General features: G+C 75.0%; 27 protein-coding genes. 24 read left to right on the forward strand and 3 right to left on the reverse strand.

The window, feature by feature from the left end; translation table 11 throughout:
- Positions 1–25: 25 nt before the first annotated feature.
- From proC to QRT03_RS05030, 5 genes are all read left to right on the forward strand, one after another.
- Positions 26–865, forward strand: coding sequence for a pyrroline-5-carboxylate reductase (gene proC / locus QRT03_RS05010; RefSeq protein WP_286051406.1), 840 nt, complete (start codon positions 26–28; stop codon positions 863–865).
- Positions 866–1,092: 227 nt separating this feature from the next.
- On the forward strand, positions 1,093–1,317 hold the full coding sequence (locus tag QRT03_RS05015) for a helix-turn-helix domain-containing protein (RefSeq protein ID WP_286051407.1): 225 nt from the start codon (positions 1,093–1,095) through the stop codon (positions 1,315–1,317).
- Positions 1,318–1,436: 119 nt separating this feature from the next.
- Positions 1,437–1,538, forward strand: coding sequence for a 30S ribosomal protein bS22 (locus tag QRT03_RS05020; RefSeq protein WP_010241351.1), 102 nt, complete (start codon positions 1,437–1,439; stop codon positions 1,536–1,538).
- 68 nt (positions 1,539–1,606) lie between these two features.
- The gene (locus QRT03_RS05025; RefSeq protein WP_286051410.1) at positions 1,607–2,722 is read left to right on the forward strand and encodes an NAD-dependent epimerase/dehydratase family protein; all 1,116 of its coding nucleotides are present in this window, start codon (positions 1,607–1,609) and stop codon (positions 2,720–2,722) included.
- A 33-nt stretch (positions 2,723–2,755) separates the two neighbouring features.
- Entirely contained in the window at positions 2,756–3,763 is a 1,008-nt protein-coding gene (locus tag QRT03_RS05030) for a lysophospholipid acyltransferase family protein (RefSeq protein ID WP_286052062.1), read from the forward strand.
- Positions 3,764–3,784: 21 nt separating this feature from the next.
- Here QRT03_RS05030 and QRT03_RS05035 read toward each other — a convergent pair whose 3' ends face one another.
- The 3 genes from QRT03_RS05035 to QRT03_RS05045 all read right to left on the reverse strand — a co-directional run bounded on the left by QRT03_RS05035 (position 3,785) and on the right by QRT03_RS05045 (position 6,871).
- Complete coding sequence (locus QRT03_RS05035; protein ID WP_286051411.1) at positions 3,785–4,669, reverse strand: HAD family hydrolase; 885 nt, start codon at positions 4,667–4,669, stop codon at positions 3,785–3,787.
- Between the two features lie 137 nt (positions 4,670–4,806).
- Positions 4,807–5,976, reverse strand: a complete 1,170-nt coding sequence (locus tag QRT03_RS05040; RefSeq protein ID WP_286051412.1) for a DUF5667 domain-containing protein — start codon at positions 5,974–5,976, stop codon at positions 4,807–4,809.
- 292 nt (positions 5,977–6,268) lie between these two features.
- A complete protein-coding gene (locus tag QRT03_RS05045; RefSeq protein WP_425604798.1) occupies positions 6,269–6,871 on the reverse strand; it encodes a sigma-70 family RNA polymerase sigma factor in 603 nt (200 codons plus the stop codon).
- Between the two features lie 906 nt (positions 6,872–7,777).
- Here QRT03_RS05045 and QRT03_RS05050 point away from each other — a divergent pair.
- The 19 genes from QRT03_RS05050 (at position 7,778) to QRT03_RS05140 (ending at position 25,347) form a co-directional block, all read left to right on the forward strand.
- Positions 7,778–8,008, forward strand: coding sequence for a glutaredoxin family protein (locus QRT03_RS05050; protein WP_425604776.1), 231 nt, complete (start codon positions 7,778–7,780; stop codon positions 8,006–8,008).
- Entirely contained in the window at positions 8,005–8,607 is a 603-nt protein-coding gene (locus tag QRT03_RS05055; RefSeq protein WP_286051413.1) for a hypothetical protein, read from the forward strand. Before QRT03_RS05050 ends, QRT03_RS05055 begins: the two co-directional genes overlap by 4 nt.
- A gap of 2 nt (positions 8,608–8,609) precedes the next feature.
- The gene (locus tag QRT03_RS05060; protein ID WP_286051414.1) at positions 8,610–9,272 is read left to right on the forward strand and encodes a ferritin-like domain-containing protein; all 663 of its coding nucleotides are present in this window, start codon (positions 8,610–8,612) and stop codon (positions 9,270–9,272) included.
- 32 nt (positions 9,273–9,304) lie between these two features.
- Positions 9,305–10,825, forward strand: a complete 1,521-nt coding sequence (locus tag QRT03_RS05065; protein ID WP_286051415.1) for a molybdopterin-dependent oxidoreductase — start codon at positions 9,305–9,307, stop codon at positions 10,823–10,825.
- A gap of 63 nt (positions 10,826–10,888) precedes the next feature.
- Positions 10,889–11,656, forward strand: a complete 768-nt coding sequence (locus QRT03_RS05070) for a redox-sensing transcriptional repressor Rex (protein ID WP_286051416.1) — start codon at positions 10,889–10,891, stop codon at positions 11,654–11,656.
- Positions 11,653–13,089, forward strand: a complete 1,437-nt coding sequence (locus QRT03_RS05075) for a glutamyl-tRNA reductase (protein ID WP_286051418.1) — start codon at positions 11,653–11,655, stop codon at positions 13,087–13,089. Before QRT03_RS05070 ends, QRT03_RS05075 begins: the two co-directional genes overlap by 4 nt.
- Entirely contained in the window at positions 13,086–14,042 is a 957-nt protein-coding gene (hemC, locus tag QRT03_RS05080) for a hydroxymethylbilane synthase (RefSeq protein ID WP_286051419.1), read from the forward strand. The genes QRT03_RS05075 and hemC overlap by 4 nt, the downstream gene beginning before the upstream one ends.
- A 42-nt stretch (positions 14,043–14,084) precedes the next feature.
- Positions 14,085–15,704 carry a bifunctional uroporphyrinogen-III C-methyltransferase/uroporphyrinogen-III synthase gene (locus QRT03_RS05085; protein WP_286051420.1) on the forward strand — a complete coding sequence of 540 codons (1,620 nt, stop codon included), beginning with the start codon at positions 14,085–14,087 and terminating at the stop codon, positions 15,702–15,704.
- A gap of 2 nt (positions 15,705–15,706) precedes the next feature.
- A complete protein-coding gene (gene hemB, locus QRT03_RS05090; protein ID WP_286051421.1) occupies positions 15,707–16,681 on the forward strand; it encodes a porphobilinogen synthase in 975 nt (324 codons plus the stop codon).
- Between the two features lie 7 nt (positions 16,682–16,688).
- Positions 16,689–17,102, forward strand: a complete 414-nt coding sequence (locus QRT03_RS05095) for a hypothetical protein (RefSeq protein WP_286051422.1) — start codon at positions 16,689–16,691, stop codon at positions 17,100–17,102.
- Positions 17,102–17,560 (forward strand): hypothetical protein, encoded by a 459-nt coding sequence (locus QRT03_RS05100; RefSeq protein ID WP_286051423.1) that lies wholly within the window; start codon positions 17,102–17,104, stop codon positions 17,558–17,560. The genes QRT03_RS05095 and QRT03_RS05100 overlap by 1 nt, the downstream gene beginning before the upstream one ends.
- On the forward strand, positions 17,557–17,805 hold the full coding sequence (locus tag QRT03_RS05105; RefSeq protein WP_286051424.1) for a hypothetical protein: 249 nt from the start codon (positions 17,557–17,559) through the stop codon (positions 17,803–17,805). The genes QRT03_RS05100 and QRT03_RS05105 overlap by 4 nt, the downstream gene beginning before the upstream one ends.
- Positions 17,806–17,930: 125 nt before the next feature.
- Positions 17,931–19,223 carry a glutamate-1-semialdehyde 2,1-aminomutase gene (hemL, locus tag QRT03_RS05110; protein ID WP_286052066.1) on the forward strand — a complete coding sequence of 431 codons (1,293 nt, stop codon included), beginning with the start codon at positions 17,931–17,933 and terminating at the stop codon, positions 19,221–19,223.
- Complete coding sequence (locus QRT03_RS05115) at positions 19,223–19,843, forward strand: histidine phosphatase family protein (protein ID WP_286051425.1); 621 nt, start codon at positions 19,223–19,225, stop codon at positions 19,841–19,843. Before hemL ends, QRT03_RS05115 begins: the two co-directional genes overlap by 1 nt.
- Positions 19,840–20,427, forward strand: coding sequence for a TlpA family protein disulfide reductase (locus QRT03_RS05120; RefSeq protein WP_286051426.1), 588 nt, complete (start codon positions 19,840–19,842; stop codon positions 20,425–20,427). The genes QRT03_RS05115 and QRT03_RS05120 overlap by 4 nt, the downstream gene beginning before the upstream one ends.
- A gap of 235 nt (positions 20,428–20,662) precedes the next feature.
- The gene (locus QRT03_RS05125; RefSeq protein ID WP_286051428.1) at positions 20,663–21,508 is read left to right on the forward strand and encodes a cytochrome c biogenesis CcdA family protein; all 846 of its coding nucleotides are present in this window, start codon (positions 20,663–20,665) and stop codon (positions 21,506–21,508) included.
- Positions 21,505–23,139: a cytochrome c biogenesis protein ResB gene (locus QRT03_RS05130; protein WP_286051429.1), complete on the forward strand. Its 1,635-nt coding sequence runs from the start codon at positions 21,505–21,507 to the stop codon at positions 23,137–23,139. Before QRT03_RS05125 ends, QRT03_RS05130 begins: the two co-directional genes overlap by 4 nt.
- Positions 23,139–24,113 (forward strand): c-type cytochrome biogenesis protein CcsB, encoded by a 975-nt coding sequence (gene ccsB, locus QRT03_RS05135; RefSeq protein WP_286051431.1) that lies wholly within the window; start codon positions 23,139–23,141, stop codon positions 24,111–24,113. The genes QRT03_RS05130 and ccsB overlap by 1 nt, the downstream gene beginning before the upstream one ends.
- Positions 24,114–24,207: 94 nt before the next feature.
- Positions 24,208–25,347, forward strand: a complete 1,140-nt coding sequence (locus QRT03_RS05140; protein WP_286051432.1) for a MinD/ParA family ATP-binding protein — start codon at positions 24,208–24,210, stop codon at positions 25,345–25,347.
- Positions 25,348–25,350: the final 3 nt, after the last annotated feature.

Here is a 25,350-nt window from a genome sequence, read left to right on the forward strand (position 1 = left end):
CCCGCCGTCGGGAAGACTGCGGAGCATGACGACGGAGACGCAGCGGAGCGCGGCCCGATCCTCCGACACGGTCGCGGTGCTGGGCGGCGGACGGATCGGGGAGGCCCTGCTGGGCGGGTTGGTCGCGGCGGGTCGCGACGCCGGGTCGCTGCTGGTCGTGGAGCGCGACGCCGACCGGGCGGCCGAGGTGAGCGGGCGCCTCGGTGTCACGGCGACCGACGTCGCGGACGCCGCCGGCCGCGCCGACGTCCTCGTCGTCGCCGTGAAGCCCCAGGACGTCCAGGGAGTCCTGGAGTCCGTCCCGGCGGGGCGCGAGCGCGTCGTCGTCTCGCTCGCCGCCGGTATCCCGACGATCGCGCTCGAGCGGTGGCTGCCGACGGGGACGCCGGTCGTCCGGGTCATGCCGAACACCCCGATGCTCGTCGGCCGGGCGATGTGCGTGCTCTCCGCGGGCGCGCACGCCGACGACGCCGCGATGGACACCGCGGAGGGCCTGCTGCGCAGCGTCGGCCGGACGGTCCGGGTGCCGGAGTCCCAGCAGGACGCCGCGACCGCCCTGTCGGGCTCCGGGCCCGCCTACCTGTTCCTGGTGGCCGAGGCGATGATCGAGGCGGGTGTCGCGCTCGGCCTCCCGCGTCCCACGGCGACCGAACTCGTGACCGCCACCGTCGACGGCGCGGGCGGCCTGCTCACCGGACCCGGCAACCACCCGTCGCTGCTGCGCGAGGCCGTGACCTCGCCGGGCGGGACGACGGCCCAGGCGTTGCGGGTGCTCGAGGCGCACGGGCTGCGCGCGGCGTTCGCGGACGCCGTCGAGGCGTGCCGTGACCGTTCGCAGGCCCTCGGTGCCACGTACGGCGGTTGACGGGGCACCGTCCGCTCGGGCCGGGCGCGCGACCGTTCGTCGCCGGACGGCGGTGCGCCCGGCGTGCGGCGTGTGCGCTTGACGCAGCGGGGACCACGGCCACCGCACCACCACGTCGAGCGATTCATCCGTCACATCCGTCTCGCTACTCTCCGATCAGCACGTGCGTGTCGAACCGCCGGAGGGGAAGACCGGCGGCACGACGGGTGCTCGGAAGGCGGTCAACCATGCCGCAGAACGCCGCCGCTGGGCGGAGGGACGAGGGCGACCTGTCGCGGGTGCAGTTCCTGACCGTGGCCGAGGTCGCCGCGACCATGCGGGTGTCGAAGATGACGGTGTACCGACTCGTGCACAACGGAGAGCTGCCGGCGGTCCGCGTCGGCCGCAGCTTCCGGGTGCCCGAGGAGGCCGTCCACGAGTACCTCCGGGGCTCGTACATCGACGCCGGCTGACACCGGGAAAGGCCCGGGCGGTGCATCGGCGCCGCCCGGGCGCCCGGTACGGTGGAGCCTTGCGCTCCGGGGCCTCGGTCCCCGGGTCCTCCACCAGGTTGTAGCGAAAGGGAACCCGTATGGGCTCGGTCATCAAGAAGCGTCGCAAGCGGATGTCGAAGAAGAAGCACCGTAAGCTGCTTCGCAAGACCCGCGTGCAGCGTCGCAAGCTCGGCAAGTGACCGGCCCCGGCCGGGGCTGAGCATCGGGTCGCACGTCCAGGACACCGTCAGCCCCGTCCGGGAGAGTCATGCCGCCGTCCGTCGTCCTCGTCACCGGTGTGAGCCGCCAGCTCGGCGGTGACCTCGCGGCACGGCTCGCAGCGGACCCCTCGATCGACCGCGTGCTCGGCGTGGACACGACGCCCCCGAGCCGCGACACGCGCCGGCGGATGGGCCGCGCGGAGTTCGTCCGGGTCGACATCCGGAACCCGCTGATCGGCAAGGTCATCAGTACCGCGAAGGTCGACACCGTCGTCCACGCCTCCCTCTCCGGGCACCCGTCGGCCTCCGGCGGGCGCTCGATGATGATGGAGATGAACGTCATCGGGACGATGCAGCTCCTCGCGGCGTGCCAGAAGTCGGACACGGTGGGCCGCCTCGTCGTCCGGTCGACCACGAGCGTCTACGGGGCCAGCCCGCGCGACCCGGCGACGTTCTCCGAGACCACGGAGCCGAAGGCCCTCCCGCCGGGCGGGTACGCGAAGGACGCCGTCGAGATCGAGGGCTACGTCCGCAGCTTCTCCCGCCGCCGGCCGGACATCCCGGTGACGACGCTGCGGTTCGTCAACTTCATCGGTCCGCGCGCCGACACCGCGTTCGCGCACTACTTCTCGCTGCCCGTGGTGCCGATGGTGCTGGGCTTCGACGCCCGGGTGCAGCTGCTGCACCACGAGGACGCGGTCGCGGTCCTGGAGCGCGCCACGATGCACGACCTGCCCGGCGTGTACAACGTCGGCGCCGACGGCGTGCTGATGCTCTCGCAGGCGATCCGACGGGCCGGCCGTCTCTCCCTGCCGATCCCGGAGCCGCTGGTCCCGTGGGTCGGCCGGATCACCCGTCGCGCCCGCCTCGTGGACTTCTCGCCCGAGCAGATGCGGTTGCTCAACTACGGGCGGGTGGTCGACACCACCAAGCTCAAGAACGAGTTCGGCTTCGAACCGCGCTGGACGACGGTGCAGGCGTTCGACGACTTCGTGGCCGGACGTGCGCTGCGCCCCGTCGTCGACACCGACCGCGTCGTCGGCGTCGGCGAGTCGCTCGTCCTGGGCGCGGCCCGTCGTCTCCCCGGTTTCGGCGGGGACACGGGACCGGCGCAGCTGGACGCCCCGCAGGACCAGACGCCCGCCCTCGCACCGGTGCGGTAGGGAAGCCACGTGAGCAGCAGGAGGAACGACCCGATGGGCGAGGCGGACGTCATCCCGCTGCACGGTTCGGGCGGGCGCCCCCGCCCCCGGCCGACCCCGCGCCGGCGCAGCCTGACCCCGCCGCCCGCCGACGTCCCCGGGGAGCCCGACGTCCGGGAGGACGCGCCGACGGCGAACCTCCCGGTCCCCACCGGCCCGTCGGAGCTGGAGCGTTCGGTCGGGGAGGTGGCGGACTTCCTGCGCCGGCGTCTCGCGGGCCGCTACAGCGTCGACGAGTTCGGGTTCGACCCGGACCTCAACGAGAACGTGATCCTCCCGGTCCTCCGCCCGCTCTACGAGCGCTGGTTCCGGGTGGAGACGATCGGCGTGGAGAACGTCCCCGCCGAGGGCGGGGCGTTGCTGGTCGCCAACCACTCCGGGACGCTGCCGCTGGACGCGCTGATGACGGTCGTCGCGACCCACGACGACCTCCCGACCCCCCGCAACCTGCGCATGCTCGCCGCCGACCTCGTCTTCGGGATGCCGGGCGCCGGATCCATCGCCCGCAAGGCCGGGCACACGCTGGCCTGCAACCCGGACGCCGAGGCGCTGCTCGGTGCGGGCGAGCTCGTGGGCGTGTGGCCCGAGGGCTTCAAGGGCATCGGCAAGGCCTACGCCGACCGCTACAAGCTGCAGCGCTTCGGGCGCGGCGGCTTCGTCTCGGCCGCGCTGCGCACGGGGGTGCCGATCATCCCGTGCTCGATCGTCGGGGCCGAGGAGATCTACCCGAAGATCGGCGACCTGGGTCCCATCGCCCGCCTGCTCGGGGTGCCGTACTTCCCGATCACGCCGACCTGGCCGTTGCTCGGGCCGCTGGGCCTCGTGCCGCTGCCGTCGAAGTGGTACATCGAGTTCGGCGAGCCGATCCGCACCGACGAGTACGAGGCCGGCGCGGCCGACGACCCGATGCTCGTCTTCAACCTCACCGACCAGGTGCGCGAGAACATCCAGCAGACGCTCTACCGGCTGCTCTCCGGCCGCCGGAACGCGTTCCTGGGCTAGCTCGTCCCGACGGCGGGTCCGTCAGCCGCGGCGGCGGTACGCCGCCCCGGCCGCGACGGCCCCGGCGACCGCGCCGGCACCGAGGACGGACGGGACGCCGATCCGGGCGACCCGTCGTCCGGACCGGAAGTCACGGATCTCCCAGCCGCGCTTGCGGGCGAGCCCGCGCAGCTCCGCGTCCGGGTTGACCGCGACCGCGGTCCCGACCACCGAGAGCATCGGGGCGTCGTTGATGGAGTCCGAGTAGGCCGAGCAGCGTCGCAGGTCCAGACCCTCCCGGGTGGCCAGCGCGCGGACGGCGTGGGCCTTCGCGGGGCCGTGGAGGAGCTCCCCGACGAGTCGGCCGGTGTAGACGCCCCCGTCGTGCTCGGCGACCGTGCCCAGCGCCCCGGTCAGGCCCAGGCGCCGGGCGATGATCCCGGCGAGCTCGAGCGGGGTGGCGGTGACGAGCCAGACCCGCTGCCCGGCGTCGAGGTGCATCTGGGCCAGGGCGCGGGTGCCCTCCCAGATGCGGTCGCTCATCAGCTCGTCGTAGATCTCCTCGCCGAGCTCCACGAGCTCGGAGACCTCCCGGCCGGCGACGAACGACAGCGCCAGCTCACGGTGCTGGCGGATGTCCTCGGGGGTGCCCTCGCCGCCGAGCCGGAACTTCACCTGCTGCCACACGAAGCCGCGCAGGTCCGCCCCGGAGAAGAAGTTGCGCGCCGCGAGTCCCCGCGCGAAGTGGAAGATCGACGCGCCCATCATCATGGTGTTGTCGACGTCGAAGAACGCCGCTGCGGTGAGGTCCGGCGGGACGCTCGGGGCGACGGGGCCCTCGGTGTCCGCCGCGGCGGCCGCGGCGGCACCCGCGTCGCGCGCGGCCCCGCCGTCGTCCAGCGCGGTCAGCTCCGCCGGGTCCGGCACCGACGCATCGTCCACGGGCTCCGCGTCCGAGGCCCTCGGCGTCTCCCGCCGTCGTCCCACCGCCCGTATCCCTCCCGCTCGCACACCGGCCGTTCCCGCCAACCCTAGTGGCCCGCGGGAGTGGGGGCCGCGTGCCGTCAGCCCAGGGAGAGGCCCGGCAGGCCGGGCAGCAGCGGCGGCAGCTCGACCTTCGGCAGACCGGGCACCGGCACCGGCACCTTGACCGGGTCGGGCGTGCTGGTCGGCGTGCGCTCCGAGGAGTCGGACCCGGTGCTGGTGGTGCTCGACGTGTCCGAGTCGGAGGTGGTCGTGGTCGGCTCGGTCGAGGTCGTCGTCTTCGTGGTCGACGACGGCGTCGAGGACGAGGCCTCCGGGGTGGCCGTCGAGGCCGACGAGCCCTCCCGGGCGCTGCGGCACGACGCCGACGGCAGCGGGCCGAGCTCGTCGGAGGAGGAGCCACCGCAGGTGGGGTCGGACTCGAACGTCCGGGCCCGGTCCTGCAGCTGCGTGAGCAGGCGCTGCGACGACGCGGCCTGCTGGCGACCGGAGTCGGACAGCGACGGCGACAGGCTGTCGAACATCTTCTGCTGGGTGCCCGCCCACTGCGTCAGCGTGCTCGGCGACGGCCCGGCCGGGCGGTTGACCAGACCGAGCAGCAGCTTCGAGCCGCTGCGGGCCTGCTGGTCGAACGCGCGGAGGTTGTCCGCGACGAGCGCGGCGTCGGCCTCGTCGAGGCCGGCGGCGGTCGGGCGCGGGCCGGCGGCCGTGCTCGAGTCGCGCTGGATCATCTGCTGGATCTCGTCCAGCCGGAGCGCGGCGATGTCGAGGTGCTTCTGACCCTTCGCCTCCTGGCCGGAGGTGAGCCCGACCTCGGCGGACTCCGAGGCCCGCTTGAGGCCGTAGAGCATGTCGCCGGGCAGCGAGCCCCGGGAGAGCAGCACCGTCAGCGCGCCGAGCGCGAGGATGCAGGCGACGCCCGCCACCGTCGTGGACATGAGGCGGCGCACCGCCGAGCGGCGGGGCCCGGACGAGCCGGCCGGGGCCGGGCGGCGGTCGCCGGGCCGGGTGCCGCCGCGGCGGTCCGCGCGCCGGCGGCCGTGCGAGGACCGGGTCGGGGCGTCGGCCGGCGACGTGACGAGGGTCCGGGAGGTCGACGACTCCTCGGCCGGGGCCGCCTGCTCGGTGATCGCGGCCATGACCGAGGCGCGCATCCGGGCAGAGGCGGCGGGGTCGGGGCCGGGTGTGGCGGCCGCGACGTCACGCAGGAGATCGGCGATCCGGAGATCGTCGGCGAGGTCGGTGTCCACACCACGCTCTCGTGCGGTGGACCCTGAATCGTTACCGCCGCCGAGAGGGAATCCTCGTTCGGTGAACGGCGGTGTGGTCTGCGCCGGACGGCCGGACACGCGCGTGCGTTCCTGCTCGTCCCAGGCAGCGGCGAACCGCTCGTCTGCCCCGCCGCGACCGCTCGACATGTCGTCCGTCCTCATCGTGCGCCCGTGCCCTCCGGCACGTGCCGTACCCGTCGTCTATCGGAACGACCGGATAGGCGACCGGTTACGTCCTCCACGCCGACGGGTGGAACTACATGGCTGTCACTCACCGCAAACCCTCGGGCAGCAGTTGAGCGAGCCGGCGCACCGCCCGGTGCTGGAGGGCCTTCACCGCGCCCTCGTTGCGTCCCATGATGTGCGCGGTCTCGGACACCGAGAGGCCCTGGAGGAACCGCAGGGTGATGCACTCCTGCTGGTCGTCCCCCAGCTTGGCGACGCAGCGCAGGAGCTCCTCGTGCGTGGCGCCCGCGATGACCTCGCTCTCCGGGCCGGGACGGTGCGAGTCCGGGGCGACGTCGGTGATCTCCGGGGTCGCCTGCTCGAGCCGGTAGCGGCTGGACTTCACGTGGTCGAGGACCAGGTTCCGCGCGATCGTCACGAACCAGGCGCCGATGTCCCGGCCCTGGTAGCTGACCGACGAGATCCGTCGGAAGGCCCGGACGAACGTCTCCTGCGTGAGGTCCTCGGCGACGCCGCGGTCGCCGAGCCGGTAGAAGACGAAGCGGAAGACGACGTCGTGGTACCGGTCGAACAGGGTGCCGAAGGCGTCGACGTCGCCGTCCTGGGTGGCGCGCACCAGCGCCCAGCCGTCGGCGACCGATTCGTCGGCCTCCTCCAGCCCGGCCTGCTCCAGGTCGGCGGGGTCCACCTCGTCGGCCGGGGGCTCGGGGCCGTCGCCGACGGGCGTGGGCAGCGGGGTGGTGGCGGGCGCCGCGGCGGGGACGGGCCCCGTCGGCGCACCCGGGGCCGGCGGGTGCCCGGCCGGCGGTGCGGGGGCGGGCGGTGCGCCCGGGGGCGGGAGCGGTCCGGTCCGCGGGGGCGGCGGGTGACCGGGACCCGGGCGGACCGGCCCGGGGCCCGTGGGCTGGGGGCCGGTCGGCCGGGGCGGGGCGGGCGGCGCGGGGCGTCCGGCGATGCGCGGCAGGTCGGGGTGCGAGGGGTGGTCCATCGGGTGCGGACCGGGGGCCGGTCGCCCGCCGTCGCGCCCGCGCTGCTCCGGGTAGGGCGTCGCGAAGCCCTGCTCGGGTGGGCCGGCCCCGAACGCGCCCACCGGTTCGGGCGGGGTGTCGGTCAGCGAACCGTGCCCGGACCGGCCCGATCCACCGCGGCGTGCGGGGTCGGGTTCGGGTGGGGTCCCGCCGGCGCGGGCCGTCATCGCACTCCGCCGGAGAGGAAGGGCAGCGGAGCTCGACCATCGCGGGCCGCGGGCGCGACGGCGGCCGACTCGGGCCCCGTCGTCACGCCGACGCCGACGACAGCGGACAAGGCGTTCTCCCTCGCTGGACGACCACTCGCTTCCTGCGGTGCGCGTCCGCGACTCGGCCGAGACCAACCCGTGACCACGCTGAGGACGGAGCATACGTGCGGCGCGGAGGCCCTCGTCACCGGAGCGCCACCCACCCGGGCCGGGCTCGTTGACATGCCCTTGACCTGCGGTGAGAGGTCCCGACCGCGCCGTCGGCGGTCGAACGAGGTCTGCCAGACTCCTCGGTGGGTCGAGCAGGAGGGAACCGGGTTGTCGCGAGCAGTCGGAGAGTCGTCCGACCCCGTCCGGGTGACGGTGCTCGTCCGCGCGGACTGCCGGACGTGCGACCGCATGGCGCTGGTCGTCCGCGCGGTCTGCGAGGAGGTCGGCGAGGAGTGGGCGACGGTCGACGTCGACGGCGCGGCCGATCCGGAGCTGCGCGGGGAGTACGGCGACCGGATCCCCGTGGTGCTGGTCGACGGCGAGGAGCTCGCCTCGTGGCGGGTCGAGCCGGACGCCCTGCGGCGGGCGCTCGCATGAGCCGGCCGACGGGGCTCGGGGCCCAGACGTCCACCGGCGACGTGCCCGCCCTGCGGACCGCGAGCTCGCTGGTGGTCCTCGCGCTGTCCACCTACCGGTCGCTGCAGACCCTCCCGGCCGGGGGCGGCGACAGCGGCGTCCCGGTGGTCCGGGAACTGCTGAACGCCGCGGTGGTCGAGCTGGGCGACGCGCGCAGCGTCCTGGCCACGGCGACCTCCGCGGCGGGCGGGCGGCCGCAGACCGCCCCCGACCCGTCCTACGGCCCGGTCGTCGGGACGGCGCTCCCGACGGTGCGGACGCCGGCCGACGTGGTCGGGCTGGCCCTCACGTTGGAGGACGTCCTGGCGCAGACCCTGGTGGCCGACGCCGCGGGGCTGTCGACCCCCGCGCTGCGGGCGACGGCGGTGCAGCTCGCGTCCGCGGCGGCGGCCCGGAAGGCGAACCTGCTCGTCGTCAACACCCTGCTCTCCTCCGGCCGCGCCGACCTGGTCGTCGCGCCGCCCGATCTCGCCTCGCTGCCCGCCGGGGTCGGGACCGTCGGCTTCCCGGACACCCGGTTCCCGACGTCGAAGGCGTCCCCCGTCGAGGAGGGGAACTGACCGTGTCCCGACCACTGGCCCGACGACGGGTGCTGCTCGGCTCGGCCGCGGGCGTGCTCGGGGTCGGCGCCCTCGCGGCGTGCTCCGACGCCCCGCCGGCCGGGCCCGGGCCGGCCCCGAGCGCGGCGCCGCCGCCGAGCTCGACCACACCGACCCGCGTCCCCTACGTCGGCGACCAGCGGGGCATCGCGTTGTGCGCCGCGACGTCGGCCCTCGCCGCGAGCCTGTACTCGGGGGCGGTCGTGGCCGCGGGCGACGGCCGCCTCGGCCAGGTCCCGGCCGTCGTCACCGCCTTCCTGTCCGGGGCGGGCGCCCAGCACACCGAGCACGCCGCGGCCTGGAACCAGCTGCTGACCGCCGCCGGCGTCCCGGCCGTGACCGGTGCGCCGCTGACCGTGGAGAACGACCGGCGGGCCGCGCTCGGCCGCGCCGCCGCGCCGACCGACCTGCTGTCCCTGGCCGTCGACGTCGAGGCCATGACCGGCGGCACGATCGCGGCACGGGCGGGGGAGTTCACCGACCCGGGCGCGGCCGCCCTGGCCGCCACCCTCGCGCCGGTCACCGCCATGCACGGGGCCACCGCGGCGTTCCTGCTCGGTCGGCCGACCGGCTCCGCCCCCGGATCCGCCGGCGCGCCCCTCGGGCTCGACGCCCTCACGGCCTGAACCGACGGTCACCCGGGGGCGAACCCGAGCCGGTGACGACCACCCGCCCCGTGCCCCGCAGCGGCCCGCTCGTCGTGGCGGCCCTCGTCGCGGTCGGTGCGGCGATCGGGGTCGGCGAGCTCGTCGCCGCGCTCGTGTCCCCGGCCGCGTCGCCCTTCCTCGCCGTCGGGCAGGCCGCGATCCGACTCACGCCGGAGTGGCTGAAGGAGACCGCGATCGCGTGGTTCGGCACGTTCGACAAGGTCGCGCTGCTCGTCGGGATGGTCGTGGTGATCGGCGGGCTCACGGCGCTCGCCGGCCTGGCCTCCCGCCGCGACGAGCGCCCCGGCCTGGTGCTGGTCGTCGGGATGGGGCTGCTCTCCCTGGCCGCCGTCGTCACCGCACCCACGTTCGCCCCGCTCGACCTCGTCCCGTCCGGGGTCGCGGTCGTCGTCGGCGCCGGGGTGTGGCGGTGGCTGCGCCCGGTCGCCCTGGCCCCGTCCGCGGCCGGTGGCGTGCTGTCCCGACGGCGGTTCCTGACGACGGCCGGCGGGACCGCCCTGGGGGCGGTGGCCGCGGGCACGGTGGGCCGCGTGCTCGGCGCCGGCGGCGCCTCGCCGGCCGGTGTCGACCTGCCCGCGCCCGCCACGGTGGCGGTCCCGCCCGCGGTCGGCGCGGACTTCGTGGCCGACGGCACCCCGCCGTGGCTGACCCCGGTCGCGGACTTCTACCGGATCGACACCGCCCTGTCGGTCCCGCGGATCGCCGTGGGCGACTGGTCGCTGCGCGTGCACGGGATGGTGGACCGGGAGGTGACACTGGACTTCGACCGGCTGCGCGGGATGCGGCTGATCGAGGCGCCCGTGACCCTGACCTGCGTCTCCAACGAGGTCGGCGGGTCGCTGATCTCGAACGGGATCTGGCTCGGCGTCCCGGTCGCCGACGTGCTCGCGCTCGCGGGCGTGCGGCCCGGGGCGCAGCAGATCGCGTCCACCTCGGCGGACGGCTGGACCTGCACGACCCCGCTCGGGCCGCTGACCGACGGCCGGGCCGCCATGCTCGCGATCGGGCTGGACGGGCAGGCGCTGCCGATCGAGCACGGGTTCCCGGTGCGCATGGTGGTCCCGGGGCTCTACGGCTACGTGTCGGCCTGCAAGTGGATCACCGACGTCGAGGTGACCACGTACGACGGCGTCATCTCCTACTGGGAGCAGCGGGGCTGGGGCCGGTTCGGGCCGATCAAGACGCAGTCCCGCATCGACGTGCCCCGCGACGGCGCGACGGTGCCCGCCGGGCGCGCCGTGGCCGCCGGGGTGGCGTGGGCGCAGCACACCGGCGTCGTTGCCGTGGAGCTGAGCGTGGACGGCGGCCCCTGGCGGACGGCGCAGCTCGCCGCCGAGCCGACCGTGGACGCGTGGCGGATGTGGCGCCTGCCGCTCGACCTCGCGCCGGGGCCCCACCGGCTGCAGGTGCGCGCCACGGACCGCTCGGGCGAGGTCCAGACCGCCGTCGAGGCCCTCTCCATCCCCGATGGAGCGACGGGCTGGCACACTGTCTCGGTCACCGCGGTGTGAGGACGTCCGCGCCGCCGCCGTGACCAGCGACTTTGTGCGTGCGTTCACGAGCGGTACCCTCGGATGAGGACGTTCGGTGACGATCGCGGTGAGCAGAAGCAGGGCAGGGAGGCCTCCGGCGTGACGGTGGACGGGGGCGTGTCGCGTCCTGCCGCAGGCCGCGTGGCTCCCGACCGCATCCCCCAGGCCACCGTCGCCCGCCTCGCCGTCTACCTGCGCGTGCTCACCGAGATGCTCGCCGAGGGCGTGCGCACGGTCTCGTCCGACGTGCTCGCCGCGGCGGCCGGTGTGAACGCCGCGAAGCTGCGCAAGGACCTCTCGCACATCGGCTCGTCCGGGGTGCGCGGGGTGGGGTACGACGTGTCCCGTCTCACCGAGCAGGTCGAGTCCGTGCTCGGGCTCACCCGCTCGCACGCCGTGGCCCTGGTCGGGGTGGGGAACCTCGGCCACGCGCTGGCCGGCTACGGCGGGTTCGCCCAGCGCGGCTTCGGGGTAGCGGCCCTGTTCGACGTGGATCCGGCCCTCGTCGGCACCACGATCGCCGGGGTGGAGGTGCTCGACGTGGCACGGATCCCCTCCGTGTGTGCCGCGCGAGGGGTCACCATCGGGATGGTGGCGACGCCCGCGGGTGCGGCGCAGGGAGTCTGCGACGCGCTGGTCGGCGCCGGCGTGCGCAGCATCCTGAACTTCGCGCCGGCCGTGCTGTCCGTGCCGGCGGGCGTCGAGGTGCGCAAGGTCGACCTGGCGGTGGAGATGCAGATCCTCGCGTTCCACGTCTCCCGCCGGCCCGACGGGACGGTTCCCGATGCGACGGGGAAGGTGTACGGATGAGTCTGCTGCTCGTGGGTGTGTCGCACCGCACGGCACCGGTGTCGGTGCTGGAGCGCGTCGCGATCTCCGGGGAGGACACCGCGAAGGTCCTCGACGAGCTGATCAGCGGTGAGCACGTCTCCGAGGCCGTGGTGCTCTCGACGTGCAACCGGATCGAGATCTACGCCGTCGTCGAGACGTTCCACGGGGGCCTCACCGAGGTCTCCGGGGTGCTCGCGCGGCACGCGCAGGCCGAGGTCTCGGACCTGACCGACCACCTCTACGTGCACTACGCGGGCTCGGCGGTCGAGCACCTGTTCTCCGTCGCGGCGGGCCTGGACTCGATGGTGGTCGGCGAGGCCCAGATCCTCGGCCAGCTGCGCGCCGCGTACTCGACGGCCCGCGAGCTCGGCACGGTCGGCACGGTCCTGCACGAGGTGGCCCAGCAGGCGCTGCGGGTCGGCAAGCGGGTGCAGAGCGAGACCGGCATCGACGCCGCGGGGGCCTCCGTCGTCACCGAGGCCCTCGACGACGCCGCGGCCGCCCTGGACGGGCTGGTCGGCCGCCGGGCCCTGGTCGTCGGCTCCGGGTCGATGGGCGGGCTCTCCGCCGCGGCCCTGCGTCGCCGCGGGGTCGGCGAGATCGTCGTCGCCAACCGCACGCCCGAGCGGGCCGAGCGGCTCGCGGAGATCACGGCCGCCGAGGGCACGCCCGCGCACGCCGTCGGGCTCGACGGGCTCGGCGCCGCGCTCGCGACCGCCGACGTCGTCGTGGTGTCCACCGGCGCGGTCGGCACGGTCGTCGACCTCGAGACCGTGCGGGCCGCCCGGACCCGCTCCGACCGGGTGCTCGTCGTCTGCGACCTCGGCCTGCCCCGCGACGTGGCCCCCGAGGTCGGGGAGCTGCCGGGCGTGACGCTCGTCGACCTGGCGACGCTCGGGGACCGGCTGCGCGACGCGGCCGCGGGGCACGCCGTCGACGCCACCCGCGCCCTGGTCGCCGAGGAGGTGCGCGCCTACCTGGCCGCGCAGCGCTCCGCCGAGGTCACGCCGACCGTCACCGCCCTGCGCCGGCGCGCGGCCGAGGTCGTCGACGCCGAGCTGCTCCGGCTCGACGGTCGGCTGCCGGGGCTGGAGGCCGACGTGCGCGGCGAGGTCGCGAAGACCGTGCGCCGCGTGGTCGACAAGCTGCTGCACACGCCGACGGTGCAGGTGAAGAAGCTCGCCCAGTCCCCCGGCGGGGACACCTACGCCGAGGCGCTGCGGGAGCTCTTCGAGCTGGACCCGCAGGCCCCGGCCGCCGTCGCCTCCGGGCCGGTCGGCGAGCGGGTGACCGCACCCGACGTCGTGAAGACCGAGTCCGCCGCCCACCTCGAGGGCGACGAGGTGGACCACGCGCTCGCGGCGCAGTCCGGCGACGGCGGCCCGACGATCGCGACGGGGGGCCGCCGATGACGGCCGCCGACCTGGGGACGATCCGGATCGGGACGCGCGCGAGCCTGCTCGCGCGCACCCAGACCCAGACCGTCGCCGACGCGCTGACCGCCCGGGGCGCCGAGGTCGAGATCGTGCACGTGTCCACCGACGGTGACCGCACCCAGGCCGCGAACACCCCGCTCGCGGGGTCCGGTGTGGGGGTCTTCACGTCGGCGCTGCGGGATGCGCTGCTCGACGGCCGCATCGACGTGGCCGTGCACTCCTACAAGGACCTCCCGACGGCGGGGCTCTCCGGGGTGGTGCTCGCGGCGGTGCCCGAGCGCGCCGACCCCCGGGACGTGCTCGTCGCGCGGGACCAGATGGTGCTGGGCGAACTGCCCCCCGGGTCGGTCATCGGCACCGGGTCGCCGCGGCGGGCGGCGCAGTTGAACGCACTCGGGCTCGGGCTCGAGGTGGTCGGGATCCGCGGCAACGTCGAGACCCGGATCCGCAAGGTCACCGACGGCGAGGTCGACGGCGTGGTCCTCGCCAGGGCCGGGCTCGCCCGGATCGGCCGGGCGGGGGAGGCCACCGAGGTCCTCGACCCGCTGCAGATGCTGCCCGCCCCGTCGCAGGGCGCGCTCGCCGTGGAGTGCCGGGCGGCCGACACGGAGCTCGAGTCGTTCCTGCGGTCGACGCTGCACGACGAGTCGACGTTCCTCGCGGTGACGGCCGAACGGGCGGTCCTGCAGGAGCTCGGATCACCGTGCAGCGCCCCGATCGGTGCACTCGCCGACGTCGTCGAGGATCTGGACGACGACGGACGCATCGTGGAGAGGCTGTCCCTGCGGGCGTTCGCCACCACGGCCGAGGGGGCGCTGGTGCGCAACTCGGCCACCGGAGAGACGAAGGATGCCGAGCAGATCGGGCGGTCGCTGGCCGCCGAGCTGCTCGCCGACGGGGCGGAACCGCGCAGCGTCGAGGCGCCGTGACCCCCCGTGGGACCAGAAGAGACGGATAGGACGAGACACGAGATGACCGCACCCCCCTCCACCACTGCCGGCCGCGTCGCGTTCGTCGGCAGTGGGCCCGGTGACCCCGGCCTGCTCACCGTCCGGGCCCGTGAGGCGCTGTCCTCCGCGACCTACGTCGTGGCGGACCCGGGCGTGCCGGCCGAGATCGTCGCGACCCTCGAGGACACCGTGACGGTGCGCCGCGTCGGCGCGGACGCCGAGGTGTCCCCGCTGGGCGACGACGCGGGCGGCTCGCTCTCCGAGGGCGCCGAGATCGCCGCGCCGCTGCCGCAGGACCCGGCCGAGCTCGCCGAGCACCTGGTGACCCGAGCCCGCGACGGCGAGTCCGTCGTCCGCCTGGTCACCGGCGACCCGCTGACCCGCGAGACCGTGATCGTCGAGGTCCGGGCCGTGGCGACCGCGGGCGTGCCGATCGACGTCGTGCCGGGCATGCCCGCGAGCACCGCCGTCCCCGCCTACGCGGGGGTGGCCCTCGGGTCCGCGCACACCGCGGCCGACGTCCGCGGCGGGCTGGACTGGACCACGCTCGCCGTCGCGCCCGGCCCGCTGGTGCTGACCGCGACCGCCGCCGACCTCGCCTCGACGTCAGCCTCGCTGGTGGAGAACGGGTGGAAGCCGGAGACCCCCGCGCTGGTGACCTCGCAGGGCACCGAGTCCAAGCAGCGCACCGTCACCTCGTCGCTGGAGAAGCTGGCCACCGACGGGGCCGAGCTCGAGGGGCCGCTGACCCTGACCATCGGGGACGCCGCGGGCGACCGCGCCGCGCTGTCGTGGTGGGAGTCGCGGGCGCTCTACGGCTGGCGCGTGCTCGTCCCGCGCACGAAGGACCAGGCGGGCGCGATGAGCGACCGGCTGCGCGTGCACGGGGCCGTGCCGGAGGAGGTCCCGACGATCGCGGTGGAGCCGCCGCGCTCGCCCGCGCAGATGGAGCGCGCCGTCAAGGGCCTGGTCGACGGGCGCTACCAGTGGGTGGTGTTCACCTCGCAGAACGCGGTCCGGGCGGTCTGGGAGAAGTTCCAGGAGTTCGGCCTCGACGCCCGCGCGTTCTCCGGCGTGAAGATCGCCTGCGTCGGCGAGGCCACCGCCTCGGCGATCCGCGCGTTCGGCGTGCACCCCGAGCTGGTGCCGGCCGAGCAGACCGAGCAGTCCTCCGAGGGCCTGCTCGACATCTTCCCGCCGCACGACGACGTGCTCGACCCGGTCGACCGGGTCCTGCTCCCGCGGGCCGACATCGCGACCGAGACCCTCGCCGAGGGGCTGCAGGCCCGGGGCTGGGAGATCGACGACGTCACGGCGTACCGCACGGTGCGCGCCGCGCCGCCGCCCGCCCCGACCCGCGAGGCCATCAAGACCGGCGGCTTCGACGCGGTGTGCTTCACCTCGTCCTCCACGGTGCGCAACCTCGTCGGGATCGCGGGCAAGCCGCACGCCCGCACGATCGTCGCCTGCATCGGCCCGAAGACGGCCGAGACCGCGGTGGAGTTCGGCCTGCGCGTCGACGTCAAGCCCGACGTCGCCGAGGTCCCGGCCCTCGTCGAGGCCCTGGCCGCGCACGCGAACAAGCTGCGTGCGGAGGGCGCCCTGCCGCCGCCGCGCAAGACCAAGGCCCGGCGGCGGTGACCATGTTCCCCACCGACCGCCCGCGGCGGCTGCGCACCACCCCGGCGCTACGTCGCCTGGTGTCCGAGACCGAGGTGCGGCCGCGGAACCTGGTGCTGCCGGTGTTCGTGGCCGAGGGGCTGGACGCCCCGAAGCCGATCTCGTCGATGCCGGGCGTCGTGCAGCACACCCGCGAGACCCTGCGCAAGGCGGCCGCCGAGGCCGCCGCCGCCGGGCTCGGCGGGATCATGCTGTTCGGCGTGCCGTCGACGCACGACGCGACCGGGTCCGGTGCGGTCGACCCCGACGGCATCCTCAACGTGGGCCTGCGCGAGGTCCGCGCGGAGGTCGGTGACGCCCTCCCGGTGATGGCCGACACCTGCCTCGACGAGTTCACCGACCACGGGCACTGCGGGGTCCTCGCGCCCGATGGCTCGGTGGACAACGACGCGACCCTCGAGGTCTACGCGGACATGGCGGTCGCCCAGGCCGACGCCGGCGCCCACGTCGTCGCCCCGAGCGGGATGATGGACGGCCAGGTCGGGCGGATCCGCGCCGCCCTGGACGCGGCCGGGCACGTCGACACCGCGATCCTCGCCTACTCCGCGAAGTACGCGAGCGCGTTCTACGGGCCGTTCCGCGAGGCCGTCGACTCCCAGCTGCGCGGCGACCGCCGGACCTACCAGCAGGACCCGGCGAACGCCCGCGAGGCGCTGCGGGAGACCACGCTGGACCTCGCCGAGGGCGCGGACATGGTGATGGTCAAGCCCGCGATGGCCTACCTCGACGTGCTGCGCTCGGTGGCCGAGCTCTCCGACGTCCCGGTCGCCGCCTACCAGGTGTCCGGGGAGTACGCGATGATCTCGGCCGCCGCCGAGCGGGGCTGGATCGACCTCGAGCGCACGGTCCTCGAGACGGTGACCGGCATCCGTCGCGCGGGCGCCGACATCATCCTCACCTACTGGGCGACCGAACTGGCCACCCGGCTCGATCGTTGAGTGCGTCATGAGCGAGCACGTGCGTGAGGTGACACCGCCGCGCGAGGAGCCGGGCCGCCCCACGATCGTGACGGTGGCGGTGGTGCTCTGGGCGGTCCTCGGCGTGCTGCTGATCGGTACCGCCGTGCTCTTCCTGATCGCCCTCGTCGTCGGGAACGCCGATCCCGCCACCGGGGTCGCGTCCCTCGTGGTGACGGCCGTGGTGCTCGCGGCGCTCGGGGCGGGGACGCTCTGGGCCACCCGCGGCCTGGCGGCCGGCTCCCGGCCCGCCCGCTCGACGCTCACCGCGGTCGGCGTCGTCCTCGCCGTGGCGGGGCTCGTGCAGCTGACCTTCCTCGGCGTCGGCGGCGTGTACTTCGTGGCGTTCGCGGCGGGCGCGCTGCTGCTCCACCTGCCGGCGGCGCGGGCCTGGTTCGCCTGATGGGTTCTGGTGAGGTCCACTTCGCCGAGCCGGGCGCGCCGTGGTGGCCCGTGCTGCTCGGCCCGGTGCTCGCCCTCGGCGGGATGCTCGTCGACCGCCTCGCGCCGGGCGGCGCGAACCCGCTCGCCTGGGTCGTCATCGGCCTGGTGCTGTTCGCCCCGATCACGTTGATCGTGGTCGCGCGCCGCCGGATGCTGAAGGTGCGGGTCACCGACGCCGAGCTGGTGCAGGGCGACGAGACGGTCCCCCTCGCCCGGATCGCCGGCGCCCGGGAACCGGACGGGAGCGGCCGGTACGGCATCAAGCCGTTCGGCGACCACCCGTCCGTGCTGCGCCACCTGGGCGTCGTCGTGGTGACCCTCGACGACGGGTCCCGCCGTGCGGCCTGGGCGCGGGACGCGGACGGGCTGTACGCGACGCTGGCGGCGCGGCTCGCCGCGCGCGAGCCGTCGTCGTGAACGGTCGGGCCCTGCTCACGGCCGTCGTCGCCGTGCTGCTGCTCGCCGGCGCCGGGGTGTGCCTGTCGCTGGGCGTCGACACCTCCCCGTCGACGGGCGGACTGCTCGTCACGCCCGTCCCCCTGACCCGGATCCTCGGGGGCTGGGTGGCGGCCGGGGTCGCGCTGGTCACCGCGGCGCTGCTGTGCGTGGTGGACGTCGTCGCGCGGGTCCGGCGGGAACGAACGGCACGTTCGCGCCCGTAGAGGCCGCGACGGTGCCGTTCGCTCGTCGGGTGGGTGCCGCGAGGACCCCCGGCGGACGGCGGCCCCACCCCCGCGCCTGGGAGGATGGCCCCGTGAGCAGCGCACCTGCGACAGCGACCGGACCGGTGACCCGTTCGGCCGAGCTCTTCGCCCGCGCCGAGGCGGTCGTCCCCGGCGGCGTCAACTCCCCGGTCCGCGCGTTCCGGTCCGTCGGGGGCACGCCGCGGTTCATGTCCTCCGCCGCCGGTGCCTGGCTGACCGACGCCGACGGGAACCGCTACGTCGACCTGGTCTCCTCCTGGGGACCGATGATCCTGGGGCATGCCCACCCCGCCGTCGTGGACGCCGTCCGCGAGGCGGCGATCCGCGGGCTGAGCTTCGGCACACCCACCGCGGGCGAGGTCGACCTCGCCGAGGAGCTCGTGCGGCGGGTCGAGCCGGTGGAGCAGGTGCGCCTGGTCAACTCCGGCACCGAGGCGACGATGAGCGCGATCCGGCTGGCCCGCGGCTTCACCGGGCGCAGCGTCGTCGTGAAGTTCGCCGGCTGCTACCACGGCCACGTCGACGCGCTGCTGGCCGAGGCCGGCAGCGGGCTCGCCACCTTCGGTCTGCCCTCGACGCCGGGGGTGACGGGCGCGCAGGCCACGGACACCGTCGTGCTGCCCTACAACGACCTCGACGCGGTCGCCGCGGTCTTCGCCGAGCGCGGGCCGGAGATCGCGTGCGTCATCACCGAGGCCGCCGCCGGGAACATGGGCGCGGTCGCGCCCGACGACGGGTTCAACGCCGGGCTCAAGCGCCTGTGCGCCGCGCACGGCGCGCTGCTGGTGATGGACGAGGTGATGACGGGGTTCCGGGTGTCCGCCGCCGGCTGGTACGGCGTCGAGGGCGTCGCCGGGGACCTCTACTGCTTCGGCAAGGTGATGTCCGGCGGGCTGCCCGCCGCCGCCTTCGGGGGCCGCGCCGACGTCATGGCGCACCTCGCGCCCGCCGGCCCCGTCTACCAGGCCGGGACGCTGGCCGGGAACCCCGTCGCGGTCGCGGCGGGCCTCGCGACGCTGCGCCACGCGACCGAGGACGTCTACACCGCCCTCGATGTCGGGGCCGACCGGTTGACCTCGCTGATCGACGACGCGCTGACCGAGGCCGGCGTCGAGCACACGATGCAGCGCGCGGGGTCGCTGGTCTCGGTCCGCTTCGCGGGGGAGCCCGGCCGGAACTACGACGACATGAAGGCCCAGGAGACCTGGCGCTTCCCGCCGTTCTTCCACGCGCTGCTCGACCGCGGGGTGTACTTCCCGCCCAGTGTGTTCGAGGCGTGCTTCATCTCCGCGGCCCTCGACGACGAGGCGTTCGGCGTCATCGCGGACGCCCTCCCGCACGCCGCGCGCGCGGCAGCGGCCGCGACGGAGTCCTGATGCGCACGCTGGTCCACCTCGTCCGGCACGGCGAGGTCCACAACCCGGACGGTATCCTCTACGGCCGCCTGCCCGGCTACGGGCTCTCCGAGCGCGGGCGGGAGCAGGCCCTGCGGGTCGCGGAGCATCTCTCCGGCGCCGACGCGACCGCCCTGCTCGTGTCGCCGATGCAGCGCGCGCAGGAGACCGCGGTGCCGATCGCGGAGAAACTCGGGCTGGAGGTCGTCACCGACGACCGGCTGATCGAGGCGGCGAACGCCTTCGAGGGGCGCCGCGTCGCGGTCGGCGACGGCGCCCTGCGGAAGCCGGAGTTCTGGCCGCTGCTGCGCAACCCGTTCCGGCCGTCGTGGGGCGAGCCGTACATCGAGATCGCGCACCGGATGCTCGGGGCGGCGCACCGGGCCCGGGCGCTGGCCGAGGGGCACGAGGCGGTGTGCGTGTCCCACCAGCTCCCGATCTGGACGCTGCGGCGCTACCTCGCCGGCGACCGGCTCTGGCACAACCCGTCGAAGCGCCAGTGCGCGCTGGGGTCGGTGACCTCGCTGGTGTTCGACGACGAGTCGCTCGTCGACATCGCCTACGCCGAACCGAGCGGCACGTCGACCGGGACCGGTGCATGAGACGGGCCTTCCTGACGGTGCTGGTGGCGGCGCTCGTCGTCCTGGCCGGCTGCTCGGCCGGGGAGAACCGGGACGACGGCGGGTTCACCTTCGTCGCGCCGGGCGGGCAGACGCAGATCTCCTACCCGGAGGCCGAGCGCCGGCCGCTGTCGCCGGTGGCCGGGGACTCGCTGACCGCGCCGGGCACGCCACTGTCGACCGCGCAGTTCCGCGGGCAGGTCGTGGTGCTGAACATCTGGGGTTCGTGGTGCGGGCCGTGCCGGGCGGAGGCGGGCGCCCTGGAGCAGGTCGCGGAGGCGTCGCGGCCGCGGGGCGTGCAGTTCATCGGGGTCGACGTGCGCGACGACCGGGCGGCGGCGTCGGACTTCGTCCGCGACCGCGGCGTCAGCTACCCGTCGATCTTCGACCCGCCCGGCCGCTCGTTGCTGGCGCTGCGCGGCTACCCCCGCAACGCGGTGCCGTCGACGATCGTGCTGGACCGGCAGCAGCGCGTGGCCGCCGTGTTCCTCACGGCCGTGCTGGCGAGCGACCTGCAGCCCGTCGTCGACCGGGTCGCCGCAGAGCCGGCGCCCGCGCCGGCCTGACCCGGATCGAGCGAAGGGCCCCTTCGCTCGATCTATCCGACCGATGGGGCCCATCGCTCAGCACGGCGGCGGAGGGCGGCGGATGGCGATGGGCGCCCACGGCCCGTCTACTCGACCGAAGGTGCCCTTCGCTCGAGTCGGCGCCGGGGGGCCGGGTGACCTACGACATCCGGTAGGACCGCCTCACGCAGGACGGATGCGCCCGCCCTACGCTGGGGCGCGCGATGGAGTGCACATGGACCTGACCCAGGTGGTGACGTCGGGTCCCGTCCTGCTCGCGATCGCGCTCTCGCTCGTGGCGGGCTTCGTCAGCTTCGCCTCCCCGTGCGTGGTGCCGCTCGTGCCGGGCTACCTCGCATACCTGGCCGGCCTGGTCGGGGCGAGCGCCCCCGCGGTGCACGCCGACGAGGTCGCCGCGCAGGTCGCGGAGCGCCGGGCCGCGGTCACCGGGTCGCTGCCGGTGCAGACGGTCACCCGCCGCGCCGAGACCCACCGGCTCCGCCTCGCCGGGGCCGCCGCGCTGTTCGTCGCCGGGTTCACGGTCGTGTTCGTGCTCGGCCTGGGCGCGATCGTCTGGGCCGCCGACGCGCTGATCACCAACGAACTGCTGCTCCAGCGGCTCGGCGGGGTGGTCACGGTGGCCATGGGCCTGGTGTTCGTCGGGCTGGTGCCGGCCCTGCAGCGCGACACCCGCCCGCACTGGGTGCCGCGGATGGGCCTGGCCGGGGCCCCGCTGCTCGGCGCCACGTTCGGGCTCGGCTGGACCCCGTGCCTCGGGCCCACACTCACCGGCGTCATCGCGCTCGCCTCGGGCACCGGCGCCGACGGCAGCGCGGCCCTGCGCGGCGGCGTCCTCGTCCTGGCCTACTGCCTCGGGCTCGGCGTCCCGTTCGTCGTGATCGCCCTCGGCGCCGGCCGTGCCGTGCGGGCCCAGGCGTGGTTGCGGGCGCACGTGCGGGGCATCCAGCTCGCGGGCGGTGTGCTCCTCGTCCTCGTCGGTCTCGCCCTGGCCACGGGCCTGTGGGCGGAGATCGTCACCCTGCTCCGCGGCCCGATCGCAGGATTCTCCACCCCGCTATGACGCAGACCCTCGAGAAGCGCTCCGACCCGCCGTCGGGACCCCGCTCGCCCGGACGCGACCTGCTCGCGCTGGCGCGCAACACCTGGCGCGGGCTGACGAGCATGCGCACCGCGCTGATCCTGCTGTTCCTGCTGGCGCTCGCGGCCCTGCCCGGTGCGTTCCTCCCGCAGCGCGCGCCCAGCCCGCAGGCCGTGCGGGACTTCTTCACCGAGCACCCGACGCTCGCGCCGCTGCTCGACGGCGTCGGCCTGTTCGACATCTTCGCGACGCCGTGGTTCTCGGCGATCTACCTGCTGCTGTTCGTGTCGCTCGTCGGGTGCCTCGTGCCGCGCACGTGGGAGCAGATCCGCGGGCTGCGGGCGCCCACGGTCGCCGTCCCGCGCAACCTCTCGCGCCTCCCGCACCACGCCTCCGGCGCCGACGACCGCACGCCCGACGAGGTGGTCGAGGCCGCCCGCACCCGCCTGCGTGGCTGGCAGGTCGACGTCCGTGAGGAGCCCGGCGGCACGCGCACGGTGTCGGCCGAGAAGGGCGCGCTGCGCGAGGTCGGCAACGTGGTGTTCCACATGAGCCTGCTGGCGCTGCTCGTGGGCATCGCGGTCGGCAAGCTGTTCGGATACGAGGGCAACGTCATCGTCATGGCCGACGGCTCGGAGTTCTGCAACTCCGGGATCCTCGCCTACGACACGTTCCGGCCCGGGGTGCGCGTGGACGGCACCGAGCTCGCCCCGTTCTGCCTCGACGTCGACCGCTTCACCGCCCAGTACCGGCCCGACGGCGCGGCCGACTCGTTCGCCGCCGACGTCCGGTACTCCGACTCGGACGCCCTCGCGGACGGGACCCCGCCGGTGCCGACGACGATCGCGGTCAACGACCCGCTCCGGCTCGACGGCGAGCGGGTCTACCTGCTCGGCCACGGCTACGCCCCGCAGTTCACCGTGACCTTCCCCGGCGGCGAGCAGCGGACGTTGGCCACGCAGTGGGAGCCGGTCGACCAGCGCACGTTCCTGTCCCAGGGCGCGACGAAGTTCGACCGGCCCGGGGTCACCGACGAGGTCGAGCGCCGCCGCACCCAGGTGGCGATCACCGGTCTGTTCGCGCCCACCTCGAGCGGCGGGTCGATCGTGACCTCGACCTACCCCGCGCTGACGAACCCCGAGGTGGCCGCCGACGTCTACCAGGGCGACCTCGGCCTCGACTCGGGCCGCGGGCAGTCGATCTTCGCGATCGACCAGACGATGGTCGACCAGGGCCGCCTGACCCGGATCGCCCGGGAGAACCTGGTCCCCGGGCAGACGATCGCGCTGCCCGACGGCACCCAGGTGCGCTTCGACTCGGTCAAGGAGTGGGTGAACCTGCAGGTCTCCCACGACCCGGCCCAGGACGCGGTGCTCGTCGCGGCCGTCGCCCTGCTCGTCGGCATCACGCTCTCGCTGACGATCAAGCGGCGACGGTTCTGGGTGCGGGTGCGCCCGCTCGGTGACGATCCGGGCCCCGCGTCGCCCTCTACGACGGACCGTCGTAGCCTCGTGGAGATCGGTGGGCTCGCGCGCACCGACCAGGCCGGGTACGGCGAGGAGTTCGAGCGGCTCCGCGACGACCTGCTGCGACCCCCCAACGGAGGTTCCTGATGGGCGTCGACGCCCCCCTCGGCGACTTCGGCGACGTGCTGTACTACTCGGCGCTCGCGGTCTACATCCTCGCGATGGTGCTGCACGCCGTGGAGCACGGCCTGCTGCGCCGCGCGGAGCCCGCCGCCGTCGAGGCGCCGGTCCCGGCCGCCGTCGGCGCCGGCTCCGACACGATCCCGACGACGGGTGCCGGCTCCGGGCCCCCGGCCCGAGCGCCCCGGTCGTCCTCCGAGCGCTTCGGGCGCATGGGCGTCTCGCTGACGGTGCTCGGCTTCGCGCTGCACGCCGCGATGCTGATCGTCCGCGGCGTGGCGGCGGGCCGCGCGCCGTGGGGCAACATGTACGAGTTCACGGCCGCCGTGTGCCTCGTCGGCGTCGGGGCGTGGCTGGTGGTGCTCTACCGCCGCCCCGAGCTCCGCCGGCTCGGCGTCTTCGTGCTGCTGCCGGTGATCCTGCTGATGTTCCTCGGCGGAACGGTGCTCTACACCCAGACCGCGCCGGTCGTGCCCGCGCTGCGCTCCTACTGGCTCGCGATCCACGTGACCGCGGCCGTGATCTCCTCGGGGATCCTGCTCTTCGCCGGCGTCGCGAGCGTGCTCTACCTGCTGCGCTCGGCGTACGACTCGAGCGGCCGGATGGCGTGGACCGCGAAGCTCCCCGCCGCGGCGGTGCTGGACCGGGTCGCGTACCGCGCCACCGCGGTCGCGTTCCCGATCTGGACCTTCGCCGTCATCACCGGCGCGATCTGGGCCGAGGCCGCGTGGGGCCGCTACTGGGGCTGGGACCCCAAGGAGACCACCGCGTTCATCGCGTGGGTCGTCTACGCCTGCTACCTGCACGCCCGCTCGACGGCGGGGTGGCGGGGCCGGCGTGCGGCCACCATCAACGTGGTCGGGTTCGCGGTGATGGTGTTCAACCTGTTCTTCGTCAACCTCGTCGTCACGGGCCTGCACTCGTACGCCGGCGTCGGCTGAGATCTTCCCTCGTTCGGGGTGTCCGGATCGTCCCGGGCGGATACGGTCGTGCGCCGGTACGGCCCGTGATCGCCCGGAGGGACTCGAGACGACGATGGACGCCCGACCCGACGAGAACGAGGCGGCCGGAGAGGGCCCGGCGGAGGGGGCGCCCGCCGCGGGCGAGCCCTCCGCGGAGACCACGCACCAGGTCGACACCGCGGGCGCCGCGCGGGCGGACGTGCGTCGTCCCGGTGAGCCCGAGGCCGCCCCGCCGCCGCGCCCGTCGGCCCTCGCACCCCTGCAGCCCGGCCCGACGGACCTGTCGTCCGCGCAGCTGCTGCGCCCCACCCGGCCCGCCCCGCAGACCGGGTGGCGCCGGGCCGTCTACGTCGCGAGCGGCGGCCTGGTCAACCCGGGGGAGAGCGAGGCCGACGTGGCCCGCCGGGAGCTCGTCGGGCGGGTGAACCAGCCGCTCGCGGGCTGCTACAAGATCGCGATGCTGAGCCTCAAGGGCGGCGTCGGGAAGACCACGACGACGGCGTCGCTCGGCTCCACCTTCGCCTCGCTGCGCGGCGACCGGGTGGTCGCCGTCGACGCGAACCCCGACCGCGGCACGCTCGCGGAGAAGGTGCCCGTGGAGACGACGGCCACGGTGCGGCACCTGCTGCGCGACGCCGCGCTCGTCCGGCGTTACTCCGACGTCCGGGCGTACACCTCGCAGGGACCCTCGCGGCTCGAGGTGCTCGCCAGCGACCAGGACCCGGCGGTCTCCGAGGCCTTCAGCGAGCTGGACTACCGGCGCACCGTCGACCTGCTCGAGCACTTCTACAACATCGTGCTCACCGACTGCGGCACCGGACTGATGCACTCGGCGATGCGCGGGGTGCTGGACGTGGCCGACTCGCTGGTGGTGGTCTCGTCGTCCTCGATCGACGGGGCGCTGTCCGCCTCGGCGACGCTGGACTGGCTGGACGCGCACGGCTACGGCGACCTGGTGGCCCGCTCCGTCGCGGTCATCAACTACGTGCGCCGCTCGTCCGGCGGGGTCGACCTCGACCGCGTGGCCGAGCACTTCGCCGGCCGCTGCCGGGCGGTCGCCCGGCTGCCGTTCGACCCGCACCTCGACGAGGGCGCCCAGATCCACCTCGAGCAGCTCGCGCCCCGGACGCGTACCGCCATGCTCGAGCTCGCGGCCCTCGTGGCCGACGACTTCCCGCGCGCCGGCTCCCGCATCCGCATCGGCCCGCGCTGAGGC

It is taken from the genome of Actinomycetospora termitidis (assembly GCF_030286555.1).
In the GTDB taxonomy this organism is placed as follows: domain Bacteria; phylum Actinomycetota; class Actinomycetes; order Mycobacteriales; family Pseudonocardiaceae; genus Actinomycetospora; species Actinomycetospora termitidis.

Bases quoted from the DNA above. Each gene is read 5' to 3' on its own strand.
- proC (WP_286051406.1), top strand. From the start codon at position 26: ATGACGACGGAGACGCAGCGGAGCGCGGCCCGATCCTCCGACACGGTC.
- QRT03_RS05015 (WP_286051407.1), top strand. From the start codon at position 1,093: ATGCCGCAGAACGCCGCCGCTGGGCGGAGGGACGAGGGCGACCTGTCG.
- QRT03_RS05020 (WP_010241351.1), top strand. From the start codon at position 1,437: ATGGGCTCGGTCATCAAGAAGCGTCGCAAGCGGATGTCGAAGAAGAAG.
- QRT03_RS05025 (WP_286051410.1), top strand. From the start codon at position 1,607: ATGCCGCCGTCCGTCGTCCTCGTCACCGGTGTGAGCCGCCAGCTCGGC.
- QRT03_RS05030 (WP_286052062.1), top strand. From the start codon at position 2,756: ATGGGCGAGGCGGACGTCATCCCGCTGCACGGTTCGGGCGGGCGCCCC.
- QRT03_RS05055 (WP_286051413.1), top strand. From the start codon at position 8,005: ATGAGCCGGCCGACGGGGCTCGGGGCCCAGACGTCCACCGGCGACGTG.
- QRT03_RS05070 (WP_286051416.1), top strand. From the start codon at position 10,889: ATGAGGACGTTCGGTGACGATCGCGGTGAGCAGAAGCAGGGCAGGGAG.
- QRT03_RS05075 (WP_286051418.1), top strand. From the start codon at position 11,653: ATGAGTCTGCTGCTCGTGGGTGTGTCGCACCGCACGGCACCGGTGTCG.
- hemC (WP_286051419.1), top strand. From the start codon at position 13,086: ATGACGGCCGCCGACCTGGGGACGATCCGGATCGGGACGCGCGCGAGC.
- QRT03_RS05085 (WP_286051420.1), top strand. From the start codon at position 14,085: ATGACCGCACCCCCCTCCACCACTGCCGGCCGCGTCGCGTTCGTCGGC.
- hemB (WP_286051421.1), top strand. From the start codon at position 15,707: ATGTTCCCCACCGACCGCCCGCGGCGGCTGCGCACCACCCCGGCGCTA.
- QRT03_RS05095 (WP_286051422.1), top strand. From the start codon at position 16,689: ATGAGCGAGCACGTGCGTGAGGTGACACCGCCGCGCGAGGAGCCGGGC.
- QRT03_RS05100 (WP_286051423.1), top strand. From the start codon at position 17,102: ATGGGTTCTGGTGAGGTCCACTTCGCCGAGCCGGGCGCGCCGTGGTGG.
- QRT03_RS05115 (WP_286051425.1), top strand. From the start codon at position 19,223: ATGCGCACGCTGGTCCACCTCGTCCGGCACGGCGAGGTCCACAACCCG.
- QRT03_RS05120 (WP_286051426.1), top strand. From the start codon at position 19,840: ATGAGACGGGCCTTCCTGACGGTGCTGGTGGCGGCGCTCGTCGTCCTG.
- QRT03_RS05125 (WP_286051428.1), top strand. From the start codon at position 20,663: ATGGACCTGACCCAGGTGGTGACGTCGGGTCCCGTCCTGCTCGCGATC.
- QRT03_RS05130 (WP_286051429.1), top strand. From the start codon at position 21,505: ATGACGCAGACCCTCGAGAAGCGCTCCGACCCGCCGTCGGGACCCCGC.
- ccsB (WP_286051431.1), top strand. From the start codon at position 23,139: ATGGGCGTCGACGCCCCCCTCGGCGACTTCGGCGACGTGCTGTACTAC.
- QRT03_RS05140 (WP_286051432.1), top strand. From the start codon at position 24,208: ATGGACGCCCGACCCGACGAGAACGAGGCGGCCGGAGAGGGCCCGGCG.